Origin of the sequence: Colwellia sp. MB02u-9, assembly GCF_014077085.1 — a bacterium.
GTDB lineage: Bacteria > Pseudomonadota > Gammaproteobacteria > Enterobacterales > Alteromonadaceae > Cognaticolwellia.
Genome location: NZ_JACGVF010000073.1, coordinates 131,814 through 156,861, shown reverse-complemented (window position 1 = coordinate 156,861; position 25,048 = coordinate 131,814). Strand labels below are relative to the sequence as shown.

Here is a 25,048-nt window from a genome sequence, read left to right as displayed (position 1 = left end):
ATGCATTTGAACAAATTTATACCACAGTTCTTCCTTCGGGAACAAATACATATCCTAGACCCCAAACAGTTTGAATATAACGTGGCTTTGCTGGGTCTTCTTCTAACATACGACGCAAGCGGGATACTTGCACATCAATGCTACGCTCTAAAGCAGAATAGTCTCTGCCACGTGCTAAGTTCATTAACTTGTCACGTGATAATGGCACTCTAGGATGGGTGATCAGTGCCTTTAATACTGCAAATTCTCCACTGGTTAATGGCATATTAACATCGCCTTTAAGCATTTCGCGAGTAGCAAGATTTAGCTTATAGTCACCAAAGGCAATAACATTTTCTTCTTGTGAAGGCGCACCTGGAGCTTCTTGAACTCGGCGGCGTAACACCGCTTTAATACGGGCTGATAATTCACGTGGATTAAAAGGTTTTGGCATATAGTCATCTGCGCCAAGCTCCAAGCCAATAATACGGTCTATTTCATCACCTTTGGCTGTTAACATAACAATAGGGATATCATTGCAGTTTTGGCGTAAGCGGCGACAAACAGATAAGCCATCTTCACCTGGCAACATTAAGTCGAGTACCAACAGATGAAAATTTTCACGCTCAAGCAATCTATCCATTTGCTCTGAGTTTGCCGCACTGCGAACGACAAATCCTTGTTCAACTAAATACCGCTCGAGTAAGGCACGTAAACGCATATCATCATCAACTACCAAAATTTTCGGTGTTTCATATCCCATTATACTGATTCCATTTTTTATTTTAATAAAGGTCGGCTATAAATCATCTTACTTGAAATATAAAAACCTGTGCTGTCTCAACTTCGACCCATTTGCCACATTTGCCACATTTGCCACAAGCCTATGTTGCAATATAGTTTACATGAAGTGTAAATTATGTAAATTTTATCATTTAAATAAACAATTGACCATAATACTTCCTATTAAGGCAACGCGAGTAGCGACAATACTTCCTATTAAGGCAACGCGAGTAGCGACTTAATGAGTGAGTTGCCCTGTTACTGAGTAACATCACTGAGTAACATAACTAAGGCCCACATATCCTTAATTGAATTACTTACTTTGACTAATTATTGTGGGAGAATACGCAAATGAAAATTTGGCTCCATTTTCACAAAGTACCACTTCGTGTTTTACGCATCAGTAAAAGGCGTAATATCGTCCAGCTTAAGCGCAGTATGGTTAAAATAAAAATAGCTTTAGCTCAAGAGAAAGTAGAAACAAGAGCCATGCTAAGTATTTATAAGCGCTACACTAAGCGTGATGCAAGTGCTGAAGAAATGCGCATTGCCAACCAACAATTTATTGATATTTTAAAAGGCCTTGGCGTTGGTGTTGTCGCTATTCTGCCCTTTGCCCCTATTACTATACCTCTGATGATAAAAATTGGCCGCTGGGTTGGCGTCGAAATACTACCCAGCTCATTTGTTGATGGTAAAAAACCACCGCGATAAGCCTATTAGCCCCTCACTAGCGTAAATAGTGAATCGCTTGATCAGTAACACATTGAGTAAAACTTTTTTGTCGCTCGCTCCTTGAAAGCGTAGCGATAGTTTGAGTGACTATAGCCATTTTCTGCTGTTTTTCTGCTAGAGATAAATGACTAAATTGCTCATAAAAACAAGCCTTCAAACCATAATTTAATGCTGTATCCGACTTAGGTGACTCGCCCGCCAAACAAGTGATAAGTTGTTCAGCTAAAGTATTTTTATCTAATTGGGTAATTAAGGCTTTAATGGTTAAACTGTCAGCTTTTTTCTTTTGCTGCTGGCAGCTATAAAGCATATCTGCCACCGCAACAATAGGAATAAGTGCCTGATGTTGCGCGCCAAAACGTGCCTTTAACCATTGGTTCATCTCAAGTGTTTGGCTCTGCGCCGCTTGCAGTGGTGCACTCACCAGCAGGCTAATAAAGAAAAAAACTTTATTTTTCTGACTTAATAGATTGATGTTCATAAGGTATTCCATAACTTGTCGACTTCACTCGACTATTGAAAATGTATCAATGTCGCCATTTGGCAGCACATTAAATAATAGCGACACTTTTCTAATCGGGCTTAACGTGGTTAACTAGCTAAAATAGATGCTAATAATGTTGACTATATCGTGAGACAAAATTTTAAAATAGGCTTTTTTTTCATTACATTACTAACTTTTTCTAGTCCACTATGGGCATTTGATGATGTTAATATCGCAGCTAATTCAAATACTAACCTAAGTACTGATCTAAATACTGATCTCAGTACTACTGAGTTATTAGATCAGCAGCTTAACAAGGCAAAAGGCAAGGTTGTCTACGTTGATTTTTGGGCCTCATGGTGCATTCCTTGTCGAAAGTCATTCCCGTGGATGAATAACTTAGCCGCACAGTATCAAACTCAAGGCTTAATCATTCTCAGCATTAATCTAGATCACAGCCGAGTATTAGCTGATGAATTTTTAGCGCAAATACCGGCTAATTTCCCAGTTATTTATGATCCTAAAGGCAGCATTGCAAGAAAGTATCAATTAAAGGGTATGCCCAGCAGTTTCATTATTAACCGACAAGGTCAAATAGTCAGCGCACATGTAGGCTTTAATGAAGAAAAAAAATCCGCTTATGAACAAGAAATTAAAGCGCTATTAACTCCCCTAGATTAATTGAATTTATTATTCACCGCTTAGCGAAAGTTAGTCTGTTTGGTAGCACTCAACAGATCATAATCTACTATTTGCGCTAGTTTATTAATAGCCTAGCCTAGTGAAAACTAAATCCTAGTAACCTAACCACAAGCAAAAAGCGAGCTCAGTGGCTCGCTTTTAAAACCAGGGTCGCAATAACTTAAAAGCTGTACTTGTAACCTAAGGTTAAACTGCGTGGTTTACCTGCCATAATCGAGCCATGTGTACGTGTCGCGATATATTGTTTATCAAGTAAATTATCAATATTTAAGGTGATTTCTTGGTTATCGGCAAGAGTATAATGAGCCGCCATATCAACAACAGTGCGGCTGTCAATAGACTGATCGGCAGCAATTGCCCCTTGGCCTGCGGTAGTGCGCATTTCGTCAACATAACGCACTAAAATATCACTGCGCCATTGCTCACCAACCACGCCAACCGTAAATTGCAGCTGGTTTTCAGGTACGTAAGGTAATTCGTCACCCGTTAAAACATTGCCCCAAGTATCTAAACCTGATTGAAAAGCGTTTTGAAACTCTGTTGTCGTGAAGGTATAAGTTAAATCAACCGGAATGCTCAATGCACCGGCAGCAAACTCATAACCGGTTTTAACTTCTAAACCTGAAACTTTTACTGCACCAGCATTATATTGATTGCCAACATTTTCTTCATCACAACCTTGGCTCGCGGTACAGTTGCCATGCATATTTTCGTAATCAGAATAAAAGACCAAGGCTTCGCCGTTGAATGCTTGCTGGTTGTAACGAAAGCCTAGTTCATAGTTAATACTTTCTTCATTTTCTGTTTTATCGTTACCCGGGGCTGGTGGCGCAAAGCCTTTTTGTATGCCACCAATAATAATTAAATCATTATTAACACGGTAAGTTACCGCTAAAGACGGTAACAACACCTGAGTATCGTTACTAACATCTTTAGTTAAAGGTGCATTTCTATCAATAACCCCCTTCGCCCAGTCTTTACGGGAAATGGTCATATCTTCATAACGTAAGCCAGCATTGATAATGAAATCACCCACGCTATATTCATCATGGACAAATAAGGCTATTGCCTCTGCGGAATCAATACGGTTAGAATCTGACCCTTGGATTCCGGCATTAATTAAGCTCATTTCATAACTCGTGTCGAGTGTGTAGTTATCAACCCATTGAAAACGGTCCATTTCATCTTCATGATAACGAGCACCAAATTTGACTTGGTGTGCGCCAAAGTCAGCATTTAACACGGTTTGAAGGCCTTTTGATTGATAGGCACGGCTGTTGGCTTTGACATCAACACTAATTTCATCATCGCTAAAGCTACCATTATCAAACGCAGCAGCATCGTCAATAGCACCGTCACTTAGGCTCTTACCGTTGACTTTACTGGTTTTATACCAGTTACGGCTAAACTCATTGTAATAAGCTGATGTGCCTAAGTTAAAGCGATCAGATAACTTAATATGGTGGTTAATTTGCCACTGTTTATGCTCAGTATCCATATTATCGAACTGTGAGGCAGAATAACGAGAATAAGGGGTAGTGTTAAAATCAGCGTCCGTTAAACCCATATAGGTTTCATCTGAATTTTCATCTGAATATTTTAATTTAAATTCTAATTCTTGATAATATTTCGCATCGGTATCACTGTTGATCATCATTTTTGCCATGATGTCATTTTTGACAAAGCCGGTATCATCGCCGGTATGATTAACTTCTTTAAAACCATCCGCTTGATAACGAAATATTTCAACCACTGACGAAACATTTTTACCTGCGCCACCGATATAGGCATGGGCTTTAGCAAAACCGTCTTCACCAGCACTTAAATTAACCTGCCCTGCTAGCGCTTCTTCAGGAATAGTGCGAGATAGCATATTAATCACACCACCTGTAGTACGTGGACCATACATAGCGCTTGACGTACCTTTTAGCACTTCAATTTGTTGCATGCGACCTGCCGTTGGAAAGTAGTAGGCTGCAGGTGCTGAATACGGTGCAGGTGCGGCTAAAACACCATCTTCCATGATAGTGACTTTTTCACTGCGGTTTTGGCCAGTACCGCGCATGCCAATATTTGGACGCAAACCGTAACCATCTTCTTCTAAAACATAAACACCCGGCACCGTGGTTAAGGTACGCATAATATCGGTATAATCGAATTTCTCTAATTCTGCCTGAGAAATCATATGAGCACTGCCAGGTACATCGTTAACCGTTTGGCCACTACCAAAAATAGTTAAATGTTCCATATCATCATCGGCAACGGCCGTATTTGCAATAGCACTAACAACAGATAAAGCGATCAACGCGGGTTGAAAAAGAGAAGAAATTCGCATAGCTAAGCCTATAAAAGAAACAATGATTTTAATTGCCCGCATTTAACCACACAGTTGAATGGGAATCAATATCATTTGTATTATTTATCATTACTAATTGATATAAAGTACTTACGCTTTAGCTATGACATTATTTGACACCGCACTATAACAAACACGCTATTTTAATATGATATGGGTAACCGCCTAAGGTAAGCTTATTATAAGCGCTAAAAAACTAGCCTAGTGTGTCTGGGTCATTATGGCTTGATTATGGTTTCATTAGCATTAACCAGGCTTTAGCGTAATCAGGCAGATGCTTATTGGCTTGATGATAATCTTGCCAACCATAATAACTATCGGCTAATAGGTCGAGTTGAAAAAGATTATTATCAAAGGCGCCGCCTTGATCAGCCAGTACACCCAAGCGTGATATGTTTTTATTCGCCTGCGGATAACTGACCATAAATAACTTACCTAAGCCAAGTTCTGCCACATTGCCCGCAAAAGAAACCTGTGCTTTAAGCGCTATTTTACTCTCAAGCGTTTTGCCATAACCCATAATGCTAGGTACTTCTGCAAAATACCAATAGCGTGCTTGTTCGCGCTTACCTATGGCATAGTCATAAGCAATACCATTATTACGATGAACATTAAAATAACGCCGCACGCCATTAACATCAACCACACCCGTACCTTGTAATAACACGTCATGTAAAGCTTCTTCGGTGAGCCAGATTAACGCCCTAGCTAATTTTTTTTCTGCTAGAGCGCCAGCAATAATGTCTTGGCGGGTATATTGATGACGAGTGAGCGTTAGGTCGTTATTAGCCTGGGTGAGTGTCAACCCTAATTCATCATAAGGCAGTGCATAAAGTGCTTGATTATAGACTGGGGTTCTAACCGCACTCGCCGTTAATAGTTTAGTGTAATATTTAGTTAGAAATATTTTGTCACGTGAAATAGCATTTAACATACTGGTTTTTCTGGCATGAGTGCTTTTTAAGGCAATTTCTCTTGCTGTGGCTACATCTGGCGTCCAGCGATAAAAGTCAAAATTTTCGGTTAAAAAGCCTTTATCATGTAATCGACTATCACGCTTTGCCCGTACATCTTCACGATAAGTTTGGCAGATAAATGCTAGGGTTTTTTCTACTCTCACTAGCGTTACACTGTTATCAAATACTTTACCTGAGTGCACGGCAAATTTGTCCGCTGAAAATGTTGTTAAATAGCGCTGAGTTGCCTCGGCTACATCACACAAAGCGCTGGCTTTAAAGTCGGTCATTTTGCCTAATTCAGGCGTGTTGTCGAGCTTAAAAAATCTCAAGGGTGTTTGGGCTGCACAGTGAAAAGTGACCAGTGTAAAAAGTAAACAAAATAAACCAAGGCGCATAAATAGCCGGTATTAAAAATAATAGACCACCATGGTATGACAATCCTAAAAGTGACGCTAGCCTGTGAGTTTAATAATGTTCAATAAACTTTTCTGCTGAAATTTCAGCCATTAAAAGCTAGCTTTCTATCTGGTTTTTTATTTAATGTTATGAGATAGTTATGATGCATATCGCATTGAATACCGAATTGAATACCAAATTGAATATCAGTTAGGCAATTCATTAGCCAAGTGATATTTCTCACCAGGAAGATGCAAAGTAGCAGGGATACAAGGAAATGCGCTTTAAAGGCAAGTTAACAAAATGGCATGCGGATAAAGCTTTTGGCTTTATTGCCCCCAACGATGTCCTCAGCCAGGTTTTTATTCATCAATCTGCCTTTGCTAATAAAGCTAGAATACCGCAAATTAGTGACATTATTACTTTTTCAATCACCAAAGATAAAGCCGGTCGATACTGCGCTTGTGATGCCACCTTCTTAGGTGAAAAATTCAAGAAAAAGCAACCTAAAAAAATCAGTCAATGCGCTATTTATTTCTCGCTGATCTTTTTAGCCGCCATCATGATCACTTTTACTTTAGGCTATTTACCGCAAAAATTAATGTCTATTTATATCGGGTTAAGTGTTTTAACTTTTCTCAGTTATGCTGTCGATAAATCAAAAGCACAACGTGGTACATGGCGCACTCAAGAAAGCACTTTGCATATGCTTGCTTTAATAGGGGGGTGGCCAGGTGCAGCGCTCGCACAACAAATTCTTCGGCATAAATCATCTAAAAAAACCTTCAGACGGGTTTTTTGGAGCACAGTGATGATTAATTTAGCGCTGTTATTCTGGCTATATTCGTCATCAGGTGTGCAATATCTTCTGTTATTGACTTAACCGATGTTTGCAACAATATAGTCGCTGTGTTTTCGCAGCAGGTATAGCCATTAATTTAATGGCTATACCTGCTAGGCTAGCTTAGCGGTGCAAGCAGTGAGGTTAAAATATCATCAGTTAAACTCAATTTGCTGTCACTGACTTCTTCAGATAATAAGGCTTTTGCAAGCTCGGCTTTGTTTTGCTGTATTTTTTGAATTTTTTCTTCTATTGAGTTTTCAATAATCAATTTGTAGACAAAAACGGGTTTGTCTTGGCCAATGCGGTACGCTCTGTCTGTGGCTTGATTTTCCACCGCAGGGTTCCACCAAGGATCAAAATGAATAACGGTATCAGCTGCGGTTAAGTTTAAGCCCACACCGCCGGCACGTAAGCTAATTAAAAACACCGGCACTTCACCGCGTTGAAACTTATCCACTACCTCTTGTCTTTTAGTGGTTGAACCGGTTAATTTAACGTAGCCAATACCCGCTTCAATCAGCTCTGCCTCTATCAAAGCTAGCATACTGGTAAACTGTGAAAATATTAATATTCTACGGCCTTCATCAATTTGCTCGGGCAGCGTTTCCATTAAATAATCAAGCTTAGCCGATTGATTGACCTTTTTAGCGCCTTCAAGTGATAATAACTTAGGGTGGTTACATACCTGTCTTAGTTTTAATAACGCGTCTAAAACTTCTATCTGACTACGTTTTAAACCTTTATCGGCAATAATATCTTTTAAGCGACTGTCCATGGCTAAGCGTACTGATTCATAGAGCTCAGCTTGCTTACCTTCAATACGTAGCTTTTGAATTATCTCAGTTTTTGGTGGTAACTCTGTGGCTATTTTATCTTTGGTTCGGCGTAAAATAAACGGTTTAATACGCTGGTTTAATAGCTGCTTACGTTCATGATCCCCATGCTTTTCTATTGGGGTTCTAAAGAGCTTAGTAAATTGTCTTTGTCCCCCTAAAAATCCTGGCAGTAAAAAATTAAATTGCGCCCAAAACTCGCCTAAATGATTTTCCATAGGCGTACCGGTCAAGCATAATTTATGCTGCGCCTTTAGTGCCATAAACGCTTGATATAACTTAGTTTTAGTATTTTTTATATAATGCGCTTCATCAAGAATAAGGTAATAAAATTGTTGTTCACAGTAATGTTCTAAATCTTTAATAATTAACGCATAACTGGTAATGATGATATCAACTTGATTTTCACTGCCTTCACTCTGGTCAAAACAATCAAAGTGTTGCTGACGTTTACTGCCGTGTAATACTTGATATGAAAGTTGTGGGGTAAATTTTTCTATCTCATTTGCCCAGTTAAAAATAACGCTGGTGGGCGCCACAATAAGTACTGGCTTATTAAGTCGACCTTGCTGTTTTTCAACCAGTAAGTGCGCCAAGGCTTGAATGGTTTTACCTAAGCCCATATCATCCGCCAGAATACCGTTTAATTGATATTCGCGTAAAAACTGTAACCAGTTTAACCCTTGGTGCTGATAAGTTCTTAACGTAGCGTTTAAACCAAGAGGCACAGGTACTGTGGTAACTTGTTGAAAATTGCTCAATTTATCCGCCAGCGCTCTTAACTTACTGGTACCTGTTGCTATCATGCCTTGGTCATCTAACATTGATAATGTTTGATGTCCTTGAAAGCGTGATAACTCCATCCTGCCATCTTTATTTAAGGCGTTGGGCATAAACAGTTCAATAAATTGTTTTAAGATCGGCTGTACGCTTTGATAACGCAAAGCAACAAAGTCCCCATTATCTAGATCAACATAAATCGGTGAGTCGGGTGCAATAAGCTGCGTTTTTTCGCCACCGATTTTGTCGCCTGCCACTTTATCACGATCAAATAATACCGATTTAGGTAGTTGTTCAATAGCCCCTAGCAAAATAGGAAACGCCGGCATTTTCTTACCATCAATGGTTAAATTTAACCCTAAGGAGAAGAAATCATGATCATCGGTTTCAATCACTTCCGCGTCAAATATGCTGTCGGTGGAGAGTGCTTTATAATAAAAATTATCCGCAAAGCTAATATGCCAGCCCAGATCTTTAAGCACTTGTAATTCTTGATGCAAAAAGTGATGCCAAGCATAGCGCCCTTGCATCAGCATTGAAAACTTAGGCACTTTGTCTTTATTTAAATAGTCTTCATTGGTAAAAGTGTAACGCTTAGGCTTAGGCTGAGCATTAAATTTTAAGGTCGAGAGTTTATCAATGACCGTTTGTTCAAAGGACAAATCTCGATACAGCTTTACCTTGCTAGCGCTGTCAGTGTCAGTCAAGTTAGCAGGTGAAACCGTGACACTGTCATTATGCGGATTAACTAAATTACCTTGATAAGAGAAATTAACTCGCACAAAACCTGACTGTGGATTAGCTTCTGCAGGGGTAGAAAAGTGCAAATGCACTTCAGGCTTAGTTAACTCTTGGGAAAATTCTGTTTTTGGTTTTGGTAAGCGCTGCACTGCATCACCTAACGACATTGACAACTTGCTCATTACCCAAGGTAATTTATCTTCTTCAAAGATAGGTGAATTGAGTAAGTCGGCTTCAAAATCACATTGAGTATTGGTCTTAATTTCCCCAAAGCAATTTTGCTCTTCATCGTAATAGCACAGCGGTTGTGCTTTGATAATAAGAATACTGCTTGATGGCTGCATAAAAACCAGCTGCAAGGTGTGTAAATGGTTACCCAATGCCAACCACTGCCATTGTGCTTCTAGGGGATCACCTAAGGTAATTGCGTCGTTCAGGTCATAATTTGTCTGCCAAAAACAGCGATTAGTTTTTATAATACGGGCAAATAAATCAAAATATTTAATGTTATCGCCATATTGATTTGTGCGAATAAGCTCGGTTAGTACCCCAACATCTTCGTTCGTCGCATAGGCACTATTAATTAACGAACTGGCAGAGTATTCACTACCAAGGGTATGACTCCAACCACCACTATTTTTTGGTCGAGCTGATTTAATCCCTAAGGTAAAATAATCATCTTCGTTATAGCTGTTAGGTTTTAAAAAGTATAATAATGACTTTTGTTGGCTATTGGGTTGGTATCTACTAGGCTGAGCTTGAAAGCGGGTCAGCCATTTATCCACTATTTTTTCAGATGAGGCGATACTATTGTGATCAAAATGTTCATCAACAAAATACTGCGCTAAAGCAGCGCCATGTTTACAATCGCGACCAATATAACAGTCACAATAACTGGTAATATCACCCTGTTTCTCTTCAAAAACTAACCGTGTTAAATACCCTACTTGGCGAGAGCGCTCACTAAAAACTACGCCACGAATTGTTTCACCGTCAAGAGCACAGGTTTTAATACCTTTAGCCTGAAAAATTCTCGTGCCTTTTTTCCATTCATTTTTGGTAAAGTGTTGTTCAAGTAACTCAGGTGTAAACGTATTTTTAGCCATAAGGTTTTAATTATTAAGAACTCAAATAGATGGGTAAGTTGAAAAGTTAAGTCATTATATCTTCTCAACAGGATAAAAGTATTAAGTATAGTAATAGAACTTTCAGGGTTAACTGCTGATTGCGGATTACTCATGTTTCATACGAATAATACCACTGAGACTTAAAACCTTCAATGCTCCTGATGATACCAATGTATAGTACGCCGTATGCTTACCTGAAATAAGATGGCATAAGATTACGCCAAGATATGATCGATTTCACTAACTCAGCTGGGCATAAATACGCTAAAATAGGCAGTTATTACCCTAGCTTTGAGCCCTTTATATTAATGACCTCTGTCACAACGCCAGCCAACTTTACAGAACTTGGCCTTATTCCACCTTTGTTAGCTCGACTAACTGAACTGGAATATCAACAGCCCACGCCCATTCAAGCGCAAGCTATTCCAAGTGTATTAGCCGGACGTGATTTAATTGCCGGGGCAAATACTGGCTCAGGTAAGACAGCTACCTTTGCACTGCCGCTATTGCAAAAAATACAAGCACAGCAACTTACTTTGCCACCACAGGCTGAAAAATCATTAGCGAGTAGTACTAAAGGTAACTATGTTACTGGCCTAATTTTGGTGCCTACCCGTGAACTTGCCAAGCAAGTAGCGGACAGCATTAAGTCTTATGCCGTGCACTTTAACGGCAAAATAAAAACCGTGGCGGTTTTTGGTGGTGTATCAGCTAATACGCAAATGCTGGCCTTACGTGGCGGTAGCGATATTTTAGTGGCAACGCCAGGTCGATTACTGGATTTAATTTCAAGTAATGCCATTAAGCTCGATAAGGTCAACACCTTAGTGCTTGATGAAGCCGATAGAATGTTAAGTCTCGGTTTTACTGAAGAACTCTCTGCGCTGTTAGCCTTATTGCCCAAGAAAAAACAAACCTTATTGTTTTCAGCGACCTTCCCTGAGCAAGTCAAGGCATTAACCCAAGAACTGCTTAATAACCCGATTGAAATACAATTACAAAGTAGCGACGCCAGCACCTTGGTACAGCGGGTTTTTACTGTTAACAAGGGCGAAAAAACAGCGGTATTAGCGCATTTAATTCAGCAACAGCAATGGCGACAAGCGCTTATTTTCGTCAATGCCAAACACCACTGTGAACATTTGGCTGAAAAATTGGCTAAACATGGCATTACTGCTGCCGTGTTTCATGGCGATAAAGGCCAAGGCGAACGTAGTCGAGTGCTTGACGGCTTTAAAGCTGGCGAGATTGCCGTGTTAATTGCCACTGATATTGCGGCTCGTGGCCTAGACATTGAAAAACTACCCGTGGTGATCAATTTTAACTTACCCAGAAGTCCATCAGACTACATGCATCGTATTGGCAGAAGTGGCCGTGCTGGCGAAGTAGGCTTGGCGATATCGCTTATCGATCATGAAGATTATCATCACTTTAAAGTGATTGAGAAAAAGAATAAAATTTGGCTTGAACGCGAGCAAGTCGAAGGTTTTGAGGCCGATGAAATTAGCGATGATTCAATTTTAGCCGCAGAAAAGCCGATGGCTGCACCTGAAGGCAGCGGTAAGAAAAAACGCAAAAAGAAGCCGACCGTCAATGCCGATATTTGGGCCGGATATGCTGAAGATGAATAGCTTAAAGGTTTAGTAAGGCTAAGTGCCGATAAACCTTAATGTGATTTAGCTGAATTTAACGGCCGCTACTTAACGTATCGGCCTTTTTTATTGGCTCTTTAGTTAAATTATTTAAGTCAGTAACATTTTAAATAATGTTACTGACTGTTTTTTGTCTGAGATTAACCTATGCCAGTATCGAAAATAAGGCCTTAAATATTTTTTGCCTTATCATACTGCTAAATAATTCGGCTAAAAATCATGGCAAATAATAGCGTATACTCTGGTCTTGAATATATTCGATTACCTTACTTATTGATTAGTTAATTAAAGAGAACTCATGTTTGCCAATATCCCCTTACCTGCTACTGACGAAATTATAGATTTAATGGCACGTTCATCTCAAGATGAAAGGCCTTTTAAAGTTGATTTAACCGTAGGCGTTTATAAAGATAGCCATGACAAGGTCGTGCTAATGCAAGCAGTAAAGCAAGCCGACCAACAGCTCGCCAATGCCGGGCGAAATAAAAGCTATGTCGGTTCAAAAGGTGATCTTGAATATGTGCAATTACTACAAGCAATGGTGTTTGCAAACCAAACAGTGAATGGCTACGTCAATGGCATTCAAACCGCCGGTGGCAGTGGCGGCTTACGCGCCATATTAGATTTAATTAAGCTCGCCAACCCTGATGCCAAAATTTGGGTAAGTGATCCCACCTATGCCAACCATATTCCCACCATTATAGCCGCCGGTTTGGCTTATGAGGAATACGCTTTTATTAACAAAAAAACCATGAGGCTTGATGAAATTGGCATGTTCAATACCCTTGAAAAATTAGGCGAAAATGATGTTGTGCTATTACACGGCTCTTGTCATAACCCTTCAGGATTACGCTTAACATTGCCACATTGGCAGCAAATTGCTCAGCTCTCAAAATCTACCGGCTTTTTACCCTTAATTGACACTGCGTATCAAGGCTTTGCCGACGGATTAAATGAAGATGCGGCCGGTTTACTGACTATCGCCAATACGGTTGAACGCCTAGCACTGTGCGTGAGTTGTTCAAAAAACTTTGGTTTATACAGTGATCGAGTCGGTGCGGCTTATATTTTAAGTCCAACACAAGAAGAGGCAGACAAAGCGCAAGCTCAACTTGCTATTATGAGTAAAACCACTTATTGGGTACCACCGTCTAATGGCGCTGAAATTGTAAAAACCATTGTTAAAACCCCTGAACTGAGAAAAGTGTGGTCAGATGAACTGACACAGATAAATATTAAAATTAAAGCCATCAGAGCAAAACTTTGCGCTGCCTTTCGTCAACACTCAGGCGATAATTATTTTGATTATATTTTATCTCAAGAAGGCATGTTTTCTATGTTGCCAGCAACCGCAGAGCAAATGGAAATACTCAGAGATCAATATGCCATATACGGCTTGAATAACGGACGCATTAATCTGGCATCAATTCCAGAGCAACATATGGATTACCTAGTCGCCAGCGTTTTAGCGGTCACACGAGTTGAGCAATAACCAATAAATGGCGCTTTTTCACAGCACGCTTGATAGCTTAGAGAGAAAGTAAGTCTTTTAGCTAAGCTTACTTTTACAGATCGTCATATAGCTTTAAGATTTTTTTTGTCGCTCACACTTGAGTCCGTCAAGCGTTACACAGGAAATCAACCTGATGGGCACAATATGCATAGCCAAGTTAATGCTGTCTAAGGCGGCAACAATTAACGTCAACAGGGCCAAATAAATGAGGTCCAACATATTTTAAAATATTAACTGTCCTTAATGTTTTATCAATAAACCTTGATGCGGCTGCAAATATAGCGATAATCGGGCAAGGTTTTATATGCTGAGTTAATTAATTGCAATTATTAGAAGTAGAATGTCTAGGAAAAACACTAAGATTAGAAGGGTCAATGGCTGGATGGCAGCAAGTATTTTGGGATGAGCAATGTGTCTCACAAATTAATGCTCATGCCGACAGTGAGTCATTTACACATAAATTTACCCTACAAAATGAGCATGGCGAATTACCCGTAGAACTCAAGGGTTCACTGCAATGGCAACCTTTTGCGCTGCAATTTCAACTGTTAGTCAATAACGAGCTATTACACGATAATACCCTCAATGAAAAAGACATAGAGCAACGCCAAATTGTCAAAGGGGAAAAGCAACCAATTAAATTTAGTTTAGTCGGTATGGCTGGCCTTGGCTTGAAGCTATTGAAAAGTGCCAAGGTGGTTAAAGTGCTATTTGCTGCCGGCAGTTTAGCGGCTTATAGCTGGTTATTCTCTATTGAGTTTGCCATCGCACTGATTCTTTGCCTCGTTTTTCATGAATATGGTCATATTCGAGCGATGAAATACTTTGGCTTGAAAACTAAAGGCATATATCTCATCCCCTTTGTTGGCGGTTTAGCGCTGAGCGATGATAAAATTAATACCCGCTGGCAAGACATTGTTATTTCAATTATGGGGCCCTTTTTCGGCTTAATACTTTCTATCGCTTGCTTAGTGGGTTATTGGCTGACCGATATAGAAATACTCGCCGGTTTGGCCGTATTTAATGCCCTGCTCAATTTATTTAACTTATTGCCCATATTGCCGTTAGACGGTGGCCATGTGCTGAAAAGCATCGCTTTTTCAATCAACTCTAAAGTAGGTTTAGTCGCTTGTGCCTTAGGCGCAGCGCTGGGTATTTATATCAGTTATTACTTTGGTTTAGCGCTGTTAGGCTTTTTACTGGCTATTGGTAGCATAGAAATATTTTTTGAATATAAACGCCGACATTTAAGCCAGTTACTGCCCCTTAATCGCTATGCACAAATTGTCTCCGCATTATGGTATGTCGTTACCGTAGGGGGTTTATCTGCCATTATTTGGCTAGTGGGCCAAACAGGCAATGACGCATTGTCGCTACCACTTAAAATATTAGGCAGTTAACATTTGTCAGTTCACATAGTCAGTAGTTAAGCTGACGCGGGCTAAGTTGGCTGGCAATTGATGTTATCAACTTAACCCGCTAAAGCTCATCTTACGCTATAGCAGAACGCAGTATTGCCCTATAAATTAATCAAAGCTTTATAATGGCAAACAAGCGTTTAAGCTTAAGCTGACGATGAAAATACCGCTTGAAAAGGAATAGTTTATGATTTCAAAAAAAGTAAGAGAGTTATTTGTCTCTTTAATGGAAGCAAGCGATGACTCACCCGTGGCTTATGATCAAGAAACTGAACAATACTGTGGCGTATTCAATAACCTAGTGGTTGATAAGTATATTGCACTCGGCGCATTTGAACTCGTTGAAGATGTAAATGGCCCCAGCACCATTTTGCTCAATAACAGAGATGACTTTTTAAGCTCATTCGCTGCTGGCGTCAGAGAAGCGAAGAACGGCAGTGATCAAGCTTATGCCGACTACAACGCCAACCCATTTGCCTTTTCAGTCGGCTTTGAGCATTTCCATCAAATCGCCAAGAAAAAACGTCCACAAAGTGGTTATATCTGCCATGGTTTTGAACGTGATGATAGCGGATTAGTCCATCTGCAATAATGATCAAAAGAGTAATCAAAAGAGTAATCAAAACAATTCAATCCAGTATAAGTGTTACCTAAACTGGCTCCACACAGCGAGTAAATTAATCGTCATTGTCTTCCAATAGCTCAGTTAAACAAGCCAGTTGTTCTGTTAATGCCGCCACTTGTTGCTCTAACACGGTTACTCGCTGAGCTAGTTTATCATCACTTGCCAAGGCAATATTTTCTGTTTGAGTGACACTCGGCTCAGCTAAGTTCCCTTTAGCTGAGTCCCTTTGAGCTAAGTCCCCTGCATCAAGGTCAGAAAGTAAATGTGCATAGCGGGATTCGCGCTTTCCTGGCTCTCGCTCGAGTTTTTTGACTAGCGTTTGGTTGTTAAGGTTTTGTAATTGATTTAAGGCCGCTTCAACTTCGCTGACATCAGTAAAGTCAGCTAGACGGTTGGTACGTATTCTTAACTCTCCTGGTGTTTGTGGCCCTCTGAGGAATAACACGCAAATAATGGCTCTTTGCTGAGCTGAAAATTGTAGATTGCCAAATTCAGTATTACAAAAGCGATGAAAGTATTTATTTACTCGGCTGGAAGCTTTTTGATCTATCATTAACTGATGCATTTGTACCAGTTCATCAACAACGTTTTGCACCTCATTTTCTGCCAGTGACATCACAGGTTCACGGTTACTTTTTTGATTGCAGCCTAAGGTTATGCTGTTGATAGAAAGAGGACATTGCTCTGGTGTTGTCGTTTCTTTTTCTAGCATCACGCCGATAATGCGGCATTGCACTGCGGATAATGAAATCATATTAAAAGCATCCTTATTAAAACATCTAGTTATATCAAGCAACTTGCATCTTTACCATGTAATAGTGCATAATTACTCATAAAAAAAGCATAGTTAAACTATGCTTTTTTTATCGTTTATGCAGGCTGTGTCACCGTCTATTTATTTGAAATCGTGACATTTTTAGCCAGAACTGAACTTATCTGATGATAATTAAAGAATAAATGACGCTAAGCTCTCGCTAAGCCTATTTATTTTGTTAGACTAGCCGTACAAAAATAATACTAATGATAAAACGGAATTTATAAGTGGACTTGATGGCGACGGAAAATACTCATGCGATACGCCAACTTCCTAAGTTAAAATCGCTACTTAAAAAGTATCGACAGCTTAAAAACAAACAATCGAGTTTGTTACAACTGTCTGAATTATCCAGTTCAATAACCGATCTAGATGCGTTTTATCAAGGTCTTGAATCCGTAATTAAAACTTTACTAGCTACTGACAGTTTCAATATAGCCTTGTTAACCCCCTCTAACGAATTACAATTCACTTACTGCCATAATCCTGTAGAAAAGCGTTTACATGAAGATCTTGATGTAGCTAAAGGACGAAAAAGTCTAACCGGCCTAGTTTTAGAAAGCCAAGCACCAATACATTGTTCTGCCAAAGAAAGAATGGCACTGGCCAAAGCGGATAAAATTGTCTTGTATGGCTCAGTATGGACAGATTGGCTTGGTGTACCATTAAAACGTGGCGAACAGGTTATCGGTGTTATTTCTCTACAAAGTTATGATAAAAAACGCTATTTTTCTGAGGAAAATTGCCAAATTTTAGAGTTTATTGCTGAACATTTAGTCACAGCTATAGATCGCGTTCGAAGTAGAGAGTTATTAGAGTCTAGTATTCAACAACGTACCATTAAATTAACGCAAACCAATCAAGAGTTACAGCGTGAAATTGTTGAAAGGCAATTGGCAGTTAAAACACATCAAGTGCTGCTTAATATTTCTGAACTAACAACAAAATCGCAAGCTATCTCCGAACTTTATCAAGCCTTGCATGACGAAATCAATAAGCTATTACCCGCAAAAAATTTTTATATCGCCTTATTATCTGAAAATAAAAGCCAATTAGAATTTCCTTACTATTGTGATGAGAAATTTACACAGCCCGCGACGAGAAAGCTCAGTAGCGGCCTGTCTGAAATGGTCATAAGAAAGGGTAAACCTATTCTTTTGAGCGATAGCATAATGTACACGTTAGCGGCAGAAGGCGAAGTAACACAATGTGACTTTAGCTCGCCATCTCCTGATTTCGCCTTAACACAGGCATGGCTGGCCGCCCCTTTATCTAATCAGGGTGAGATTTTTGGGGTTATTGCTATCCAGCATTATCAAGACAAAAATGCTTATCACAGTAAAGATCTCGAGCTTATGCGTTTTGTTAGTCACCATATTGCCATTGAAATTTTACGACAAAAAACGCAACAACAAGCAAGAAAAAACCATGAAGTGCTTGAAGAAAGAGTCAATAAACGCACCCAAGAGCTCCAAGCAACCAATCTCAATTTACGTATGCAAATTGAAGAACGTCGAAAAGCAGAGGCACGTTTGTATCATGACGCGCATCATGATGCTTTGACACAACTACCCAATAGATCGATGTTTTCAGAGCGTTTAACCTATGCTATTCGACATTTAAAGCGCCATCCTAGCCATAGGTTTGCCGTTTTGTTTATTGATTTAGATCGCTTTAAAATGATCAACGACACCCTAGGACATCACGCTGGCGATCAATTTTTAATCGAAATTGCGCGTCGCCTAGGCTATTGTGTGCGCGACAATGACACTTTAGCCAGGTTAGGTGGTGATGAGTTTGTGGTGTTATTAGACTCATTACAAGCACGTGAAGATATTGAAGAAATTGCATCTCGTATCATTACATCAATTGCGCAACCCTTTGAACTTGAGGGTCATACCTTGTATTCAAATGCCAGTATGGGCATTGCTCAAAGTCGGGTTGGCTATAAAGATGCCAGCGAAATATTACGTGATGCTGATGCCGCCATGTATGAAGCAAAAAGTTTAGGCCGCGGTCGATACGTTTTCTTTGAGGACAGCATGCGGGAAAAAATTATTGCCAGCATGACGCTTGAGCAAGAATTAAGGCAAGCCATTCAAAGCAAACAGTTTGAATTACATTATCAGCAAATTTTAGATTTAACCTCAACTAAAACTATAGGCTTTGAAGTACTTTTACGTTGGCAGCATCCAACCAAGGGCTTGTTAACCCCGAGTGAGTTTCTTTTTATGGCAGAAGAAACAGGTATGATTTTGGATATAGAAATCTGGGTGATTGAACAAGTTTGTTTGCAATTAAAACGATGGCAACAGTCAAAAGAATATGAGCACACTTATATTGGTGTCAACCTATCAGGCCGTCACTTAATTCAAGCGAACCAATTAGCAAAATTAATGGCCTTAATCAGTGCTAATACAGTTGAGCCTGAACGACTGATACTTGAGTTTAATGAATCTGCTTTTGCTCGACATACCGAACTCGCACTTAAAGGCTTAAAGAGCTTGAAAGAGTTTGGCGTTAAGTTAGCTTTAGATGATTATGGTGCTGGTTTATCGTCTTTAAATTTTTTACATAATTACCCGTTTGAATTTATTAAACTCGATCGCAGTTTTATCCATGCTTTAAATTACAATGATAAAAACTTATCTTTAATTAAGGCCTTGCATGAGCTGGGGACAAAATTTGGCTACCAACTAGTGGCGGAAGGCATTGAATCTGAAGTCATGTTCAAGAAGCTACAAACCGTAGGTTGTCAATTTGGCCAAGGTTATTATATTAACCGGCCAGGAAAAATAGTGGGCAATAATGCTGAAACTGATACTGAAAATGAAAATGAAAGTTATCTTGATACTAACAGTAATGCGGTAGCCATTATTCAGGCCTAGTTTAACGCTCGAACAAGTTAGCGCTAACCCTTGTGAAAAAAGCCTTCAATGCGTAAGGCGATACCCGGGGTTGTGTTGTAATTTTCTTGCTCGGGGAACTCGACAAAAGGCTCTATTTCAAAAAACAACCAATCGCGCACAGCATTAAAGCGGTATCGATAACTTAAGGTGTACTTATCAATAACAAAGCCTCGTGCCCCGTTGCGTTCACCTTCAGCTTGTAAGCTCAGCACTGATGCCGTGGTGTGATTTATTTGCTCTAGTTTATAAAAACCATGCTTCCAGCGAATACCACTAAAGGCCGCGGAGCCTCGAATACTATAATTTAGACGAAAAAGTGATTTGCTACTTAATTGATAATCGTACTCCAACAATAATTTAGCGCCAAGGCCATCATTAAGGTAGTAATACATTGACGGTTCAACTAAAAAACCTTGCTTGGTATTAATAGTTAAGCGACGTTTATGTTTTGCTCTAGCAAATATATCGCCACCTGAAATACCCAAACGATAATTCATTAACCGGTCATTTTTTTTATCTTGTGTATAGTTTAGTGCTAAAGAAAATTTTTCTTCTTCAGTGCTCGAATTGGTGTTGACTGACTCTAGCGGTAGATTGTTGAGTTCATCATCTGTTTCGTCAGATAACACCACACTAACTCTGTCTTGAAAATGCGGCAATTTAACACGCAATCGAAAGCGTGGCTTGATTTCACTCCAGTCACGACTTTTTGGCAACCAAGCAAAACTAATTTTTGCGGTTGTTTTTGGACTTTGTTGTTCACTATCATTTGCAATAAAAAAACTATCAAACCATTGCGCAGATTGATAAACGGAGTCAGAAACCGTTTCATGCAATCCTTGCATCCAGTGTTCATCTTTTTGTTCAGCGGGCGCTTTTACTTCTGCTGAAGCATAAGCTTGTGCTGCACTTGCAAATGCAAAGTAAAATAACACTAGGCAAAAATGCCAATAACACTGGTTTTTACAATACATTCTTATCAAAATTTGTTTTACCTCACTATTTATCATATCAGTTGGTGATTTTTTTTCTATAAACTTTATAATGAAATCAAATAAATTATTGGAGTTTTTTATGGGCGGTATAAGTATTTGGCAATTATTAATTATTGCGGTCATTGTCGTATTGTTGTTTGGCACAAAAAAAATACGTAATTTGGGTACTGATTTAGGATCAGCAGTGAAAGGATTTAAAAGTGCAGTAACTGACGATACAGCAAAAAAAGAAGACGCTAGCCAAGAAGATTTAGCTAATAACGACAGTTTAGGTGATAAAACAGCCAAAGAAAGTACTGTGGCTGAAAAAGAGAAAGACCAAGTCTAATGTTTGATATAGGTTTTTGGGAACTGCTATTAATTGCTATTATTGGCCTAGTCGTACTAGGGCCCGAGCGATTACCCGTAGCAATTCGTTCTGTGCGTAGCTGGATAAATAGCATGCGTAATTTTAGTGAGGGCGTTAAAAATGAACTCACTGAAGAGCTACGTATTCATGAACTGCATGCTAATTTAAAGAAAGCTGAACAAGCTGGCATGAAAGACTTATCACCAGAAGTTGCCGCGTCAGTGAAGTCACTAGAAGAAGCGGCAGCAATGGTCAATAATCCTTATCAAACAGCTGAAAACACAACAGACTCGTCTGAAAAAGTCGAACAGCTCGATGATAATAAAAATGAAAAGCAGGGTAAATGAGTTCAGCCGCTAAACAAAATCACACATTATTTGATCACTTATTAGAACTGAGAACACGATTATTGCATGCAGTGTTAGGTGTGTTAGTTATTTTCTGTTCGTTGATTTACTTTGCCCAAGATATTTACCAATATGTCGCAAAGCCACTTTTGGCCGTTATGCCAGAGGGTACGCAAATGATCGCGACTGATGTAGCATCCCCCTTCTTTACGCCATTTAAACTCACCATTGTCTTATCGATATTTCTTGCCATGCCATACATTTTATATCAATTGTGGTCGTTTATTGCGCCTGGTTTGTATAAGCATGAAAAACGTTTAATGGCCCCCTTAATGCTAGGTAGTACCTTATTGTTTTATGGCGGTATTGCGTTTGCTTACTATGTGGTGTTTCCAGTTGCTTTCGCCTTCTTTTCTTCGGTAGCACCCGATGGCGTTACCATTGCAACAGACATTAGCAGCTACTTGGATTTTGTTTTAAAACTATTTTTTGCTTTTGGTGCCGCATTTGAAATCCCTATTGCCATTATATTACTGTGTTGGACTGGCGTAACAACTCCAGCTAGCTTACGCACTAAACGCCCTTATATTGTGGTGGGTGCATTTGTCGTTGGTATGTTGTTAACACCACCAGATATTATTTCTCAAACCATGCTGGCATTACCCATGCTATTGCTATTTGAGTTAGGTATTATTATCGCCTCTGTTTATTATCGAACAGAAGAAGAAACAGCATCAAAGGAAGAACAATAATGAAAAATAATTCTATTATAACGCTTACTATTTTGACCTTGTTATCATTAACAACAAAAGCAGAAACACTTAATGTTAGCTTAGCCCAATGTCTAAAAATTCAAGACAGTTTAGCGCGTTTGGTTTGTTTTGATGACTTAGCTGAGCAAGCTGTGCCAGCCGTCAATGTGAAGGCTAAAATGGTAAAAAATACGCCCGAGGTTAAAGATGAAACTACCATGGCTCCTACGTCGACAAAAGTAGCAGACTTTGGTGCAGAACATTTAACCACATACAAAGTAGCTGAAGAAGACCAACAAGTTGTGTTGATTGTTGAGCAGTTAAGTAAAGATCACTACGATAAATGGCGCTTCACCTTTACCAACGGTCAACAATGGCAGCAAACTGATAATGACTTTCTTAAAATTGAAGTCGGCGATAGTGTCTTACTTAAAAAAGGCTTTATGAGTGCGGTTTATTTGAAGAAAAACCTCCCAGATTCCAATCGAAAGATTCGTGTTAAACGCATGAAATAACGAGTTTATAGTCCCTTGATTGATATTGGTGTCAACTTAACCAACACACGGTTTGACAAAGATCTTTCTGCTGTTATTACCCGCGCTAAAGCAAAAAATATTAATGCCTTACTGGTTACTGGCACTAATATTTTTGCAAGTAAGCAAGCGATTGAGCTTTGCCAACACTATCCAGACTACTTATATAGTACTGCCGGTATTCATCCGCACGACGCAGACCATGCTGAGACAAATTTTCAACAACAACTGGCTGATTTAGCTGAAAATAGCTGCGTTAAAGCGATTGGTGAGTGCGGGCTAGACTTTAATCGTAATTTCTCAAGTGCCGTCAATCAGAAAAATGTTTTTACTCAGCAAGTGGCGTTAGCAGAGCAACTTCAATTACCCTTATTCTTACATCAACGTGATGCCTTCGAACCTTGGTTTGAAATTTTAAAACCTTATATTGCTCGTATTCCCGCCATGGTTTCCCATTGCTTTACCGGCAATCAAAAAGAGTTACAGCAGTGTATAGATGCTGACATGTATATTGGCATTACCGGTTGGCTTTGCGATGAGCGTCGTGGTCAAGAGTTACGCGATATTGTGCCTTTTATTCCACTAGATCGACTAATGATCGAAACAGATGCGCCTTATTTAACGCCAAGAAACATTCGTCCAAAACCCAAAAGTAGCCGTAATGAACCTAGCTACTTACCTTATATTGTCACTGTGTTAGCCGAATTAATGGGTTATAGTGAACAGGAAATTATCAAACAAACAACCCTTAATAGTGAACGCGTTTTCAATTTAAGTACTCGCAATGCGTAATTCAGTACGGATGTTGCTTGTCGCTATGGTGGTGAAGAGTTTTGCTTGATCCTGCCTGAAACAGATGAAAAATGGGCTTTAGCTTTGGCAGAAGATATTTGTCAACGTGCGCGCCAACAACATATTTTCAATCATGAAAATGTTATTCATTTAACCGTCAGTTGTGGTCTGACAACGTATCAGCAAGAGCAAGGTGTGACACCTGAAATTATCTTTGATAAGGCAGATAAAGCCCTCTATAAAGCTAAGCAAGCGGGTCGAGATCAAGTACAAGTAATGCCCATTGAAATAATGAATCTGTCAACTTAGTGCTTCAATAGCGATTTGATAAAAAGAAAAACATGTTAAGTATAGTTCTTTATCATGCATTTTTAGCCTCCATTTAATGGCTAGTGAGCTCACTAGGGGCCAGTTTAAAAAGCTATAGGCAAAGTTGTCAGTGCATTAATTCATTGGATGTGGCTATACGTATAGAAAAGTAAAATTAAATTATTATAGGAAATAAGTATGAACAACGTCTTTGGCCAATATCCCGCCCGTCGTATGCGTCGTATGCGCTCTGATGACTTTTCACGACGTTTAATGTCAGAACATCAACTGAGTGTAAATGATCTGATTTACCCTGTTTTTGTCTTAGAAGGTGAAAACCAGTGTGAAGCTATTGCCTCAATGCCGGGTGTCGAACGTAAGAGTATCGATCTGTTATTAGAAGAATGTCAGGAACTGGTCGCTTTAGGCATACCTGCGATTGCCATTTTTCCAGTTACCCCAGCTGATAAAAAGTCATTGTTGGCTGAAGAAGCTTATAACATTGATGGTTTGGCTCAACGCACCGTGCGAGCAGTGAAGGCAAAGTTCCCAAGCTTAGGTGTAATAACTGATGTTGCCTTAGACCCATTCACTACCCATGGTCAAGATGGCATTATCGATGATAACGGTTATGTTCTGAATGAGGTGACTAAGGATATTTTAGTTAAACAAGCCTTATCTCATGCACAAGCGGGTGCTGATGTTGTTGCTCCTTCAGATATGATGGATGGTCGTATCGGCGCCATTCGTCAGGAGTTAGAGCTGCACCATTTTGTTAATACGAAAATATTGGCTTATTCTGCCAAATTCGCCTCTAGCTACTATGGTCCATTTCGTGATGCGGTAGGCTCTGCAGGTAATATCAAAGGGGGTAATAAATTTTCTTATCAAATGGATCCCGCCAATAGTAATGAAGCCTTGCATGAAGTCGCACAAGATATTCATGAAGGGGCAGATATGGTGATGGTTAAACCAGGTATGCCATATTTAGATATTGTGCGCCGAGTAAAAGATAATTTTCAAGTACCGACTTATGCTTATCAAGTCAGTGGTGAATATGCGATGCACATGGCCGCAATTCAAAATGGCTGGTTAGCAGAAAAACCTTGTGTAATGGAAGGTTTGTTGGCCTTTAAACGAGCCGGAGCAGATGGCATTCTTACCTATTTTGCTAAGCGAGTAGCGCGTTGGTTAAAAGAAGAACAAAAAGCCTAAACAGCCGTTGAAATACTCAAAGCTGTGCTGAATTTACTGTCAGTTAATAGTCGTGCTATATAGCACGACTTTTTTATGCTCAGGAACAAGGGGCGATTTTTCTTCC

At 39.5% G+C, this 25,048-nt stretch carries 21 protein-coding genes and 1 pseudogene; 15 read left to right on the top strand and 7 right to left on the bottom strand.

Features of this window, described 5'->3' with window-relative positions; all coding sequences use genetic code 11:
- Nucleotides 1-16: 16 nt before the first annotated feature.
- On the bottom strand, nucleotides 17-742 hold the full coding sequence (gene ompR, locus H4J65_RS05760) for a two-component system response regulator OmpR (protein WP_182137197.1): 726 nt from the start codon (nucleotides 740-742) through the stop codon (nucleotides 17-19).
- A 371-nt stretch (nucleotides 743-1,113) separates the two neighbouring features.
- On the opposite strand from ompR, the gene H4J65_RS05755 reads away from it, so the two are divergent.
- On the top strand, nucleotides 1,114-1,476 hold the full coding sequence (locus H4J65_RS05755; protein WP_182137196.1) for a hypothetical protein: 363 nt from the start codon (nucleotides 1,114-1,116) through the stop codon (nucleotides 1,474-1,476).
- A 16-nt stretch (nucleotides 1,477-1,492) separates the two neighbouring features.
- Here H4J65_RS05755 and H4J65_RS05750 read toward each other — a convergent pair whose 3' ends face one another.
- Nucleotides 1,493-1,978, bottom strand: coding sequence for a hypothetical protein (locus H4J65_RS05750; protein WP_182196577.1), 486 nt, complete (start codon nucleotides 1,976-1,978; stop codon nucleotides 1,493-1,495).
- A 150-nt stretch (nucleotides 1,979-2,128) separates the two neighbouring features.
- On the opposite strand from H4J65_RS05750, the gene H4J65_RS05745 reads away from it, so the two are divergent.
- Complete coding sequence (locus tag H4J65_RS05745) at nucleotides 2,129-2,662, top strand: redoxin family protein (protein ID WP_310649814.1); 534 nt, start codon at nucleotides 2,129-2,131, stop codon at nucleotides 2,660-2,662.
- Between the two features lie 181 nt (nucleotides 2,663-2,843).
- Here the strand turns inward: H4J65_RS05745 and H4J65_RS05740 are convergent, their stop codons facing one another.
- Nucleotides 2,844-5,018 carry a TonB-dependent receptor domain-containing protein gene (locus H4J65_RS05740; RefSeq protein ID WP_182196574.1) on the bottom strand — a complete coding sequence of 725 codons (2,175 nt, stop codon included), beginning with the start codon at nucleotides 5,016-5,018 and terminating at the stop codon, nucleotides 2,844-2,846.
- Nucleotides 5,019-5,268: 250 nt separating this feature from the next.
- A complete protein-coding gene (locus H4J65_RS05735) occupies nucleotides 5,269-6,327 on the bottom strand; it encodes an MltA domain-containing protein (RefSeq protein ID WP_259367541.1) in 1,059 nt (352 codons plus the stop codon).
- 344 nt (nucleotides 6,328-6,671) lie between these two features.
- Here H4J65_RS05735 and H4J65_RS05730 point away from each other — a divergent pair, with 344 nt between their 5' ends.
- Entirely contained in the window at nucleotides 6,672-7,277 is a 606-nt protein-coding gene (locus H4J65_RS05730; RefSeq protein ID WP_182196566.1) for a cold shock and DUF1294 domain-containing protein, read from the top strand.
- 76 nt (nucleotides 7,278-7,353) lie between these two features.
- On the opposite strand, the gene H4J65_RS05725 is transcribed toward H4J65_RS05730, so the two are convergent.
- Nucleotides 7,354-10,698: a DEAD/DEAH box helicase gene (locus H4J65_RS05725; RefSeq protein ID WP_182196563.1), complete on the bottom strand. Its 3,345-nt coding sequence runs from the start codon at nucleotides 10,696-10,698 to the stop codon at nucleotides 7,354-7,356.
- 329 nt (nucleotides 10,699-11,027) lie between these two features.
- On the opposite strand from H4J65_RS05725, the gene H4J65_RS05720 reads away from it, so the two are divergent.
- From H4J65_RS05720 to H4J65_RS05705, 4 genes are all read left to right on the top strand, one after another.
- Nucleotides 11,028-12,350 (top strand): DEAD/DEAH box helicase, encoded by a 1,323-nt coding sequence (locus tag H4J65_RS05720; protein WP_182137387.1) that lies wholly within the window; start codon nucleotides 11,028-11,030, stop codon nucleotides 12,348-12,350.
- 319 nt (nucleotides 12,351-12,669) lie between these two features.
- A complete protein-coding gene (locus tag H4J65_RS05715) occupies nucleotides 12,670-13,863 on the top strand; it encodes an aromatic amino acid transaminase (protein ID WP_182196559.1) in 1,194 nt (397 codons plus the stop codon).
- Between the two features lie 341 nt (nucleotides 13,864-14,204).
- The gene (locus H4J65_RS05710; protein ID WP_182137189.1) at nucleotides 14,205-15,284 is read left to right on the top strand and encodes a site-2 protease family protein; all 1,080 of its coding nucleotides are present in this window, start codon (nucleotides 14,205-14,207) and stop codon (nucleotides 15,282-15,284) included.
- 205 nt (nucleotides 15,285-15,489) lie between these two features.
- The gene (locus tag H4J65_RS05705; protein ID WP_182192338.1) at nucleotides 15,490-15,894 is read left to right on the top strand and encodes a hypothetical protein; all 405 of its coding nucleotides are present in this window, start codon (nucleotides 15,490-15,492) and stop codon (nucleotides 15,892-15,894) included.
- Nucleotides 15,895-15,979: 85 nt separating this feature from the next.
- On the opposite strand, the gene H4J65_RS05700 is transcribed toward H4J65_RS05705, so the two are convergent.
- Nucleotides 15,980-16,681 carry a YceH family protein gene (locus H4J65_RS05700; RefSeq protein ID WP_182196556.1) on the bottom strand — a complete coding sequence of 234 codons (702 nt, stop codon included), beginning with the start codon at nucleotides 16,679-16,681 and terminating at the stop codon, nucleotides 15,980-15,982.
- A 296-nt stretch (nucleotides 16,682-16,977) separates the two neighbouring features.
- Here H4J65_RS05700 and H4J65_RS05695 point away from each other — a divergent pair, with 296 nt between their 5' ends.
- Nucleotides 16,978-19,629: an EAL domain-containing protein gene (locus tag H4J65_RS05695; RefSeq protein ID WP_182196553.1), complete on the top strand. Its 2,652-nt coding sequence runs from the start codon at nucleotides 16,978-16,980 to the stop codon at nucleotides 19,627-19,629.
- Between the two features lie 23 nt (nucleotides 19,630-19,652).
- Here the strand turns inward: H4J65_RS05695 and H4J65_RS05690 are convergent, their stop codons facing one another.
- Nucleotides 19,653-20,585 (bottom strand): hypothetical protein, encoded by a 933-nt coding sequence (locus tag H4J65_RS05690; protein ID WP_182196550.1) that lies wholly within the window; start codon nucleotides 20,583-20,585, stop codon nucleotides 19,653-19,655.
- Nucleotides 20,586-20,724: 139 nt separating this feature from the next.
- On the opposite strand from H4J65_RS05690, the gene tatA reads away from it, so the two are divergent.
- From tatA to hemB, 7 genes and pseudogenes are all read left to right on the top strand, one after another.
- A complete protein-coding gene (gene tatA, locus H4J65_RS05685) occupies nucleotides 20,725-20,973 on the top strand; it encodes a Sec-independent protein translocase subunit TatA (RefSeq protein ID WP_182137184.1) in 249 nt (82 codons plus the stop codon).
- A complete protein-coding gene (gene tatB, locus H4J65_RS05680) occupies nucleotides 20,973-21,341 on the top strand; it encodes a Sec-independent protein translocase protein TatB (RefSeq protein ID WP_182137183.1) in 369 nt (122 codons plus the stop codon). The genes tatA and tatB overlap by 1 nt, the downstream gene beginning before the upstream one ends.
- Entirely contained in the window at nucleotides 21,338-22,093 is a 756-nt protein-coding gene (gene tatC / locus H4J65_RS05675; RefSeq protein ID WP_182137182.1) for a twin-arginine translocase subunit TatC, read from the top strand. The genes tatB and tatC overlap by 4 nt, the downstream gene beginning before the upstream one ends.
- Complete coding sequence (locus H4J65_RS05670; protein WP_182137181.1) at nucleotides 22,093-22,608, top strand: hypothetical protein; 516 nt, start codon at nucleotides 22,093-22,095, stop codon at nucleotides 22,606-22,608. Before tatC ends, H4J65_RS05670 begins: the two co-directional genes overlap by 1 nt.
- 15 nt (nucleotides 22,609-22,623) lie before the next feature.
- Nucleotides 22,624-23,418 (top strand): TatD family hydrolase, encoded by a 795-nt coding sequence (locus tag H4J65_RS05665; RefSeq protein ID WP_182196547.1) that lies wholly within the window; start codon nucleotides 22,624-22,626, stop codon nucleotides 23,416-23,418.
- 18 nt (nucleotides 23,419-23,436) lie between these two features.
- Nucleotides 23,437-23,727, top strand: a pseudogene (locus tag H4J65_RS05660) (GGDEF domain-containing protein); the annotation flags it as partial.
- 198 nt (nucleotides 23,728-23,925) lie between these two features.
- Nucleotides 23,926-24,942 carry a porphobilinogen synthase gene (hemB, locus tag H4J65_RS05655; RefSeq protein ID WP_182137178.1) on the top strand — a complete coding sequence of 339 codons (1,017 nt, stop codon included), beginning with the start codon at nucleotides 23,926-23,928 and terminating at the stop codon, nucleotides 24,940-24,942.
- Nucleotides 24,943-25,048 lie beyond the last annotated feature (106 nt).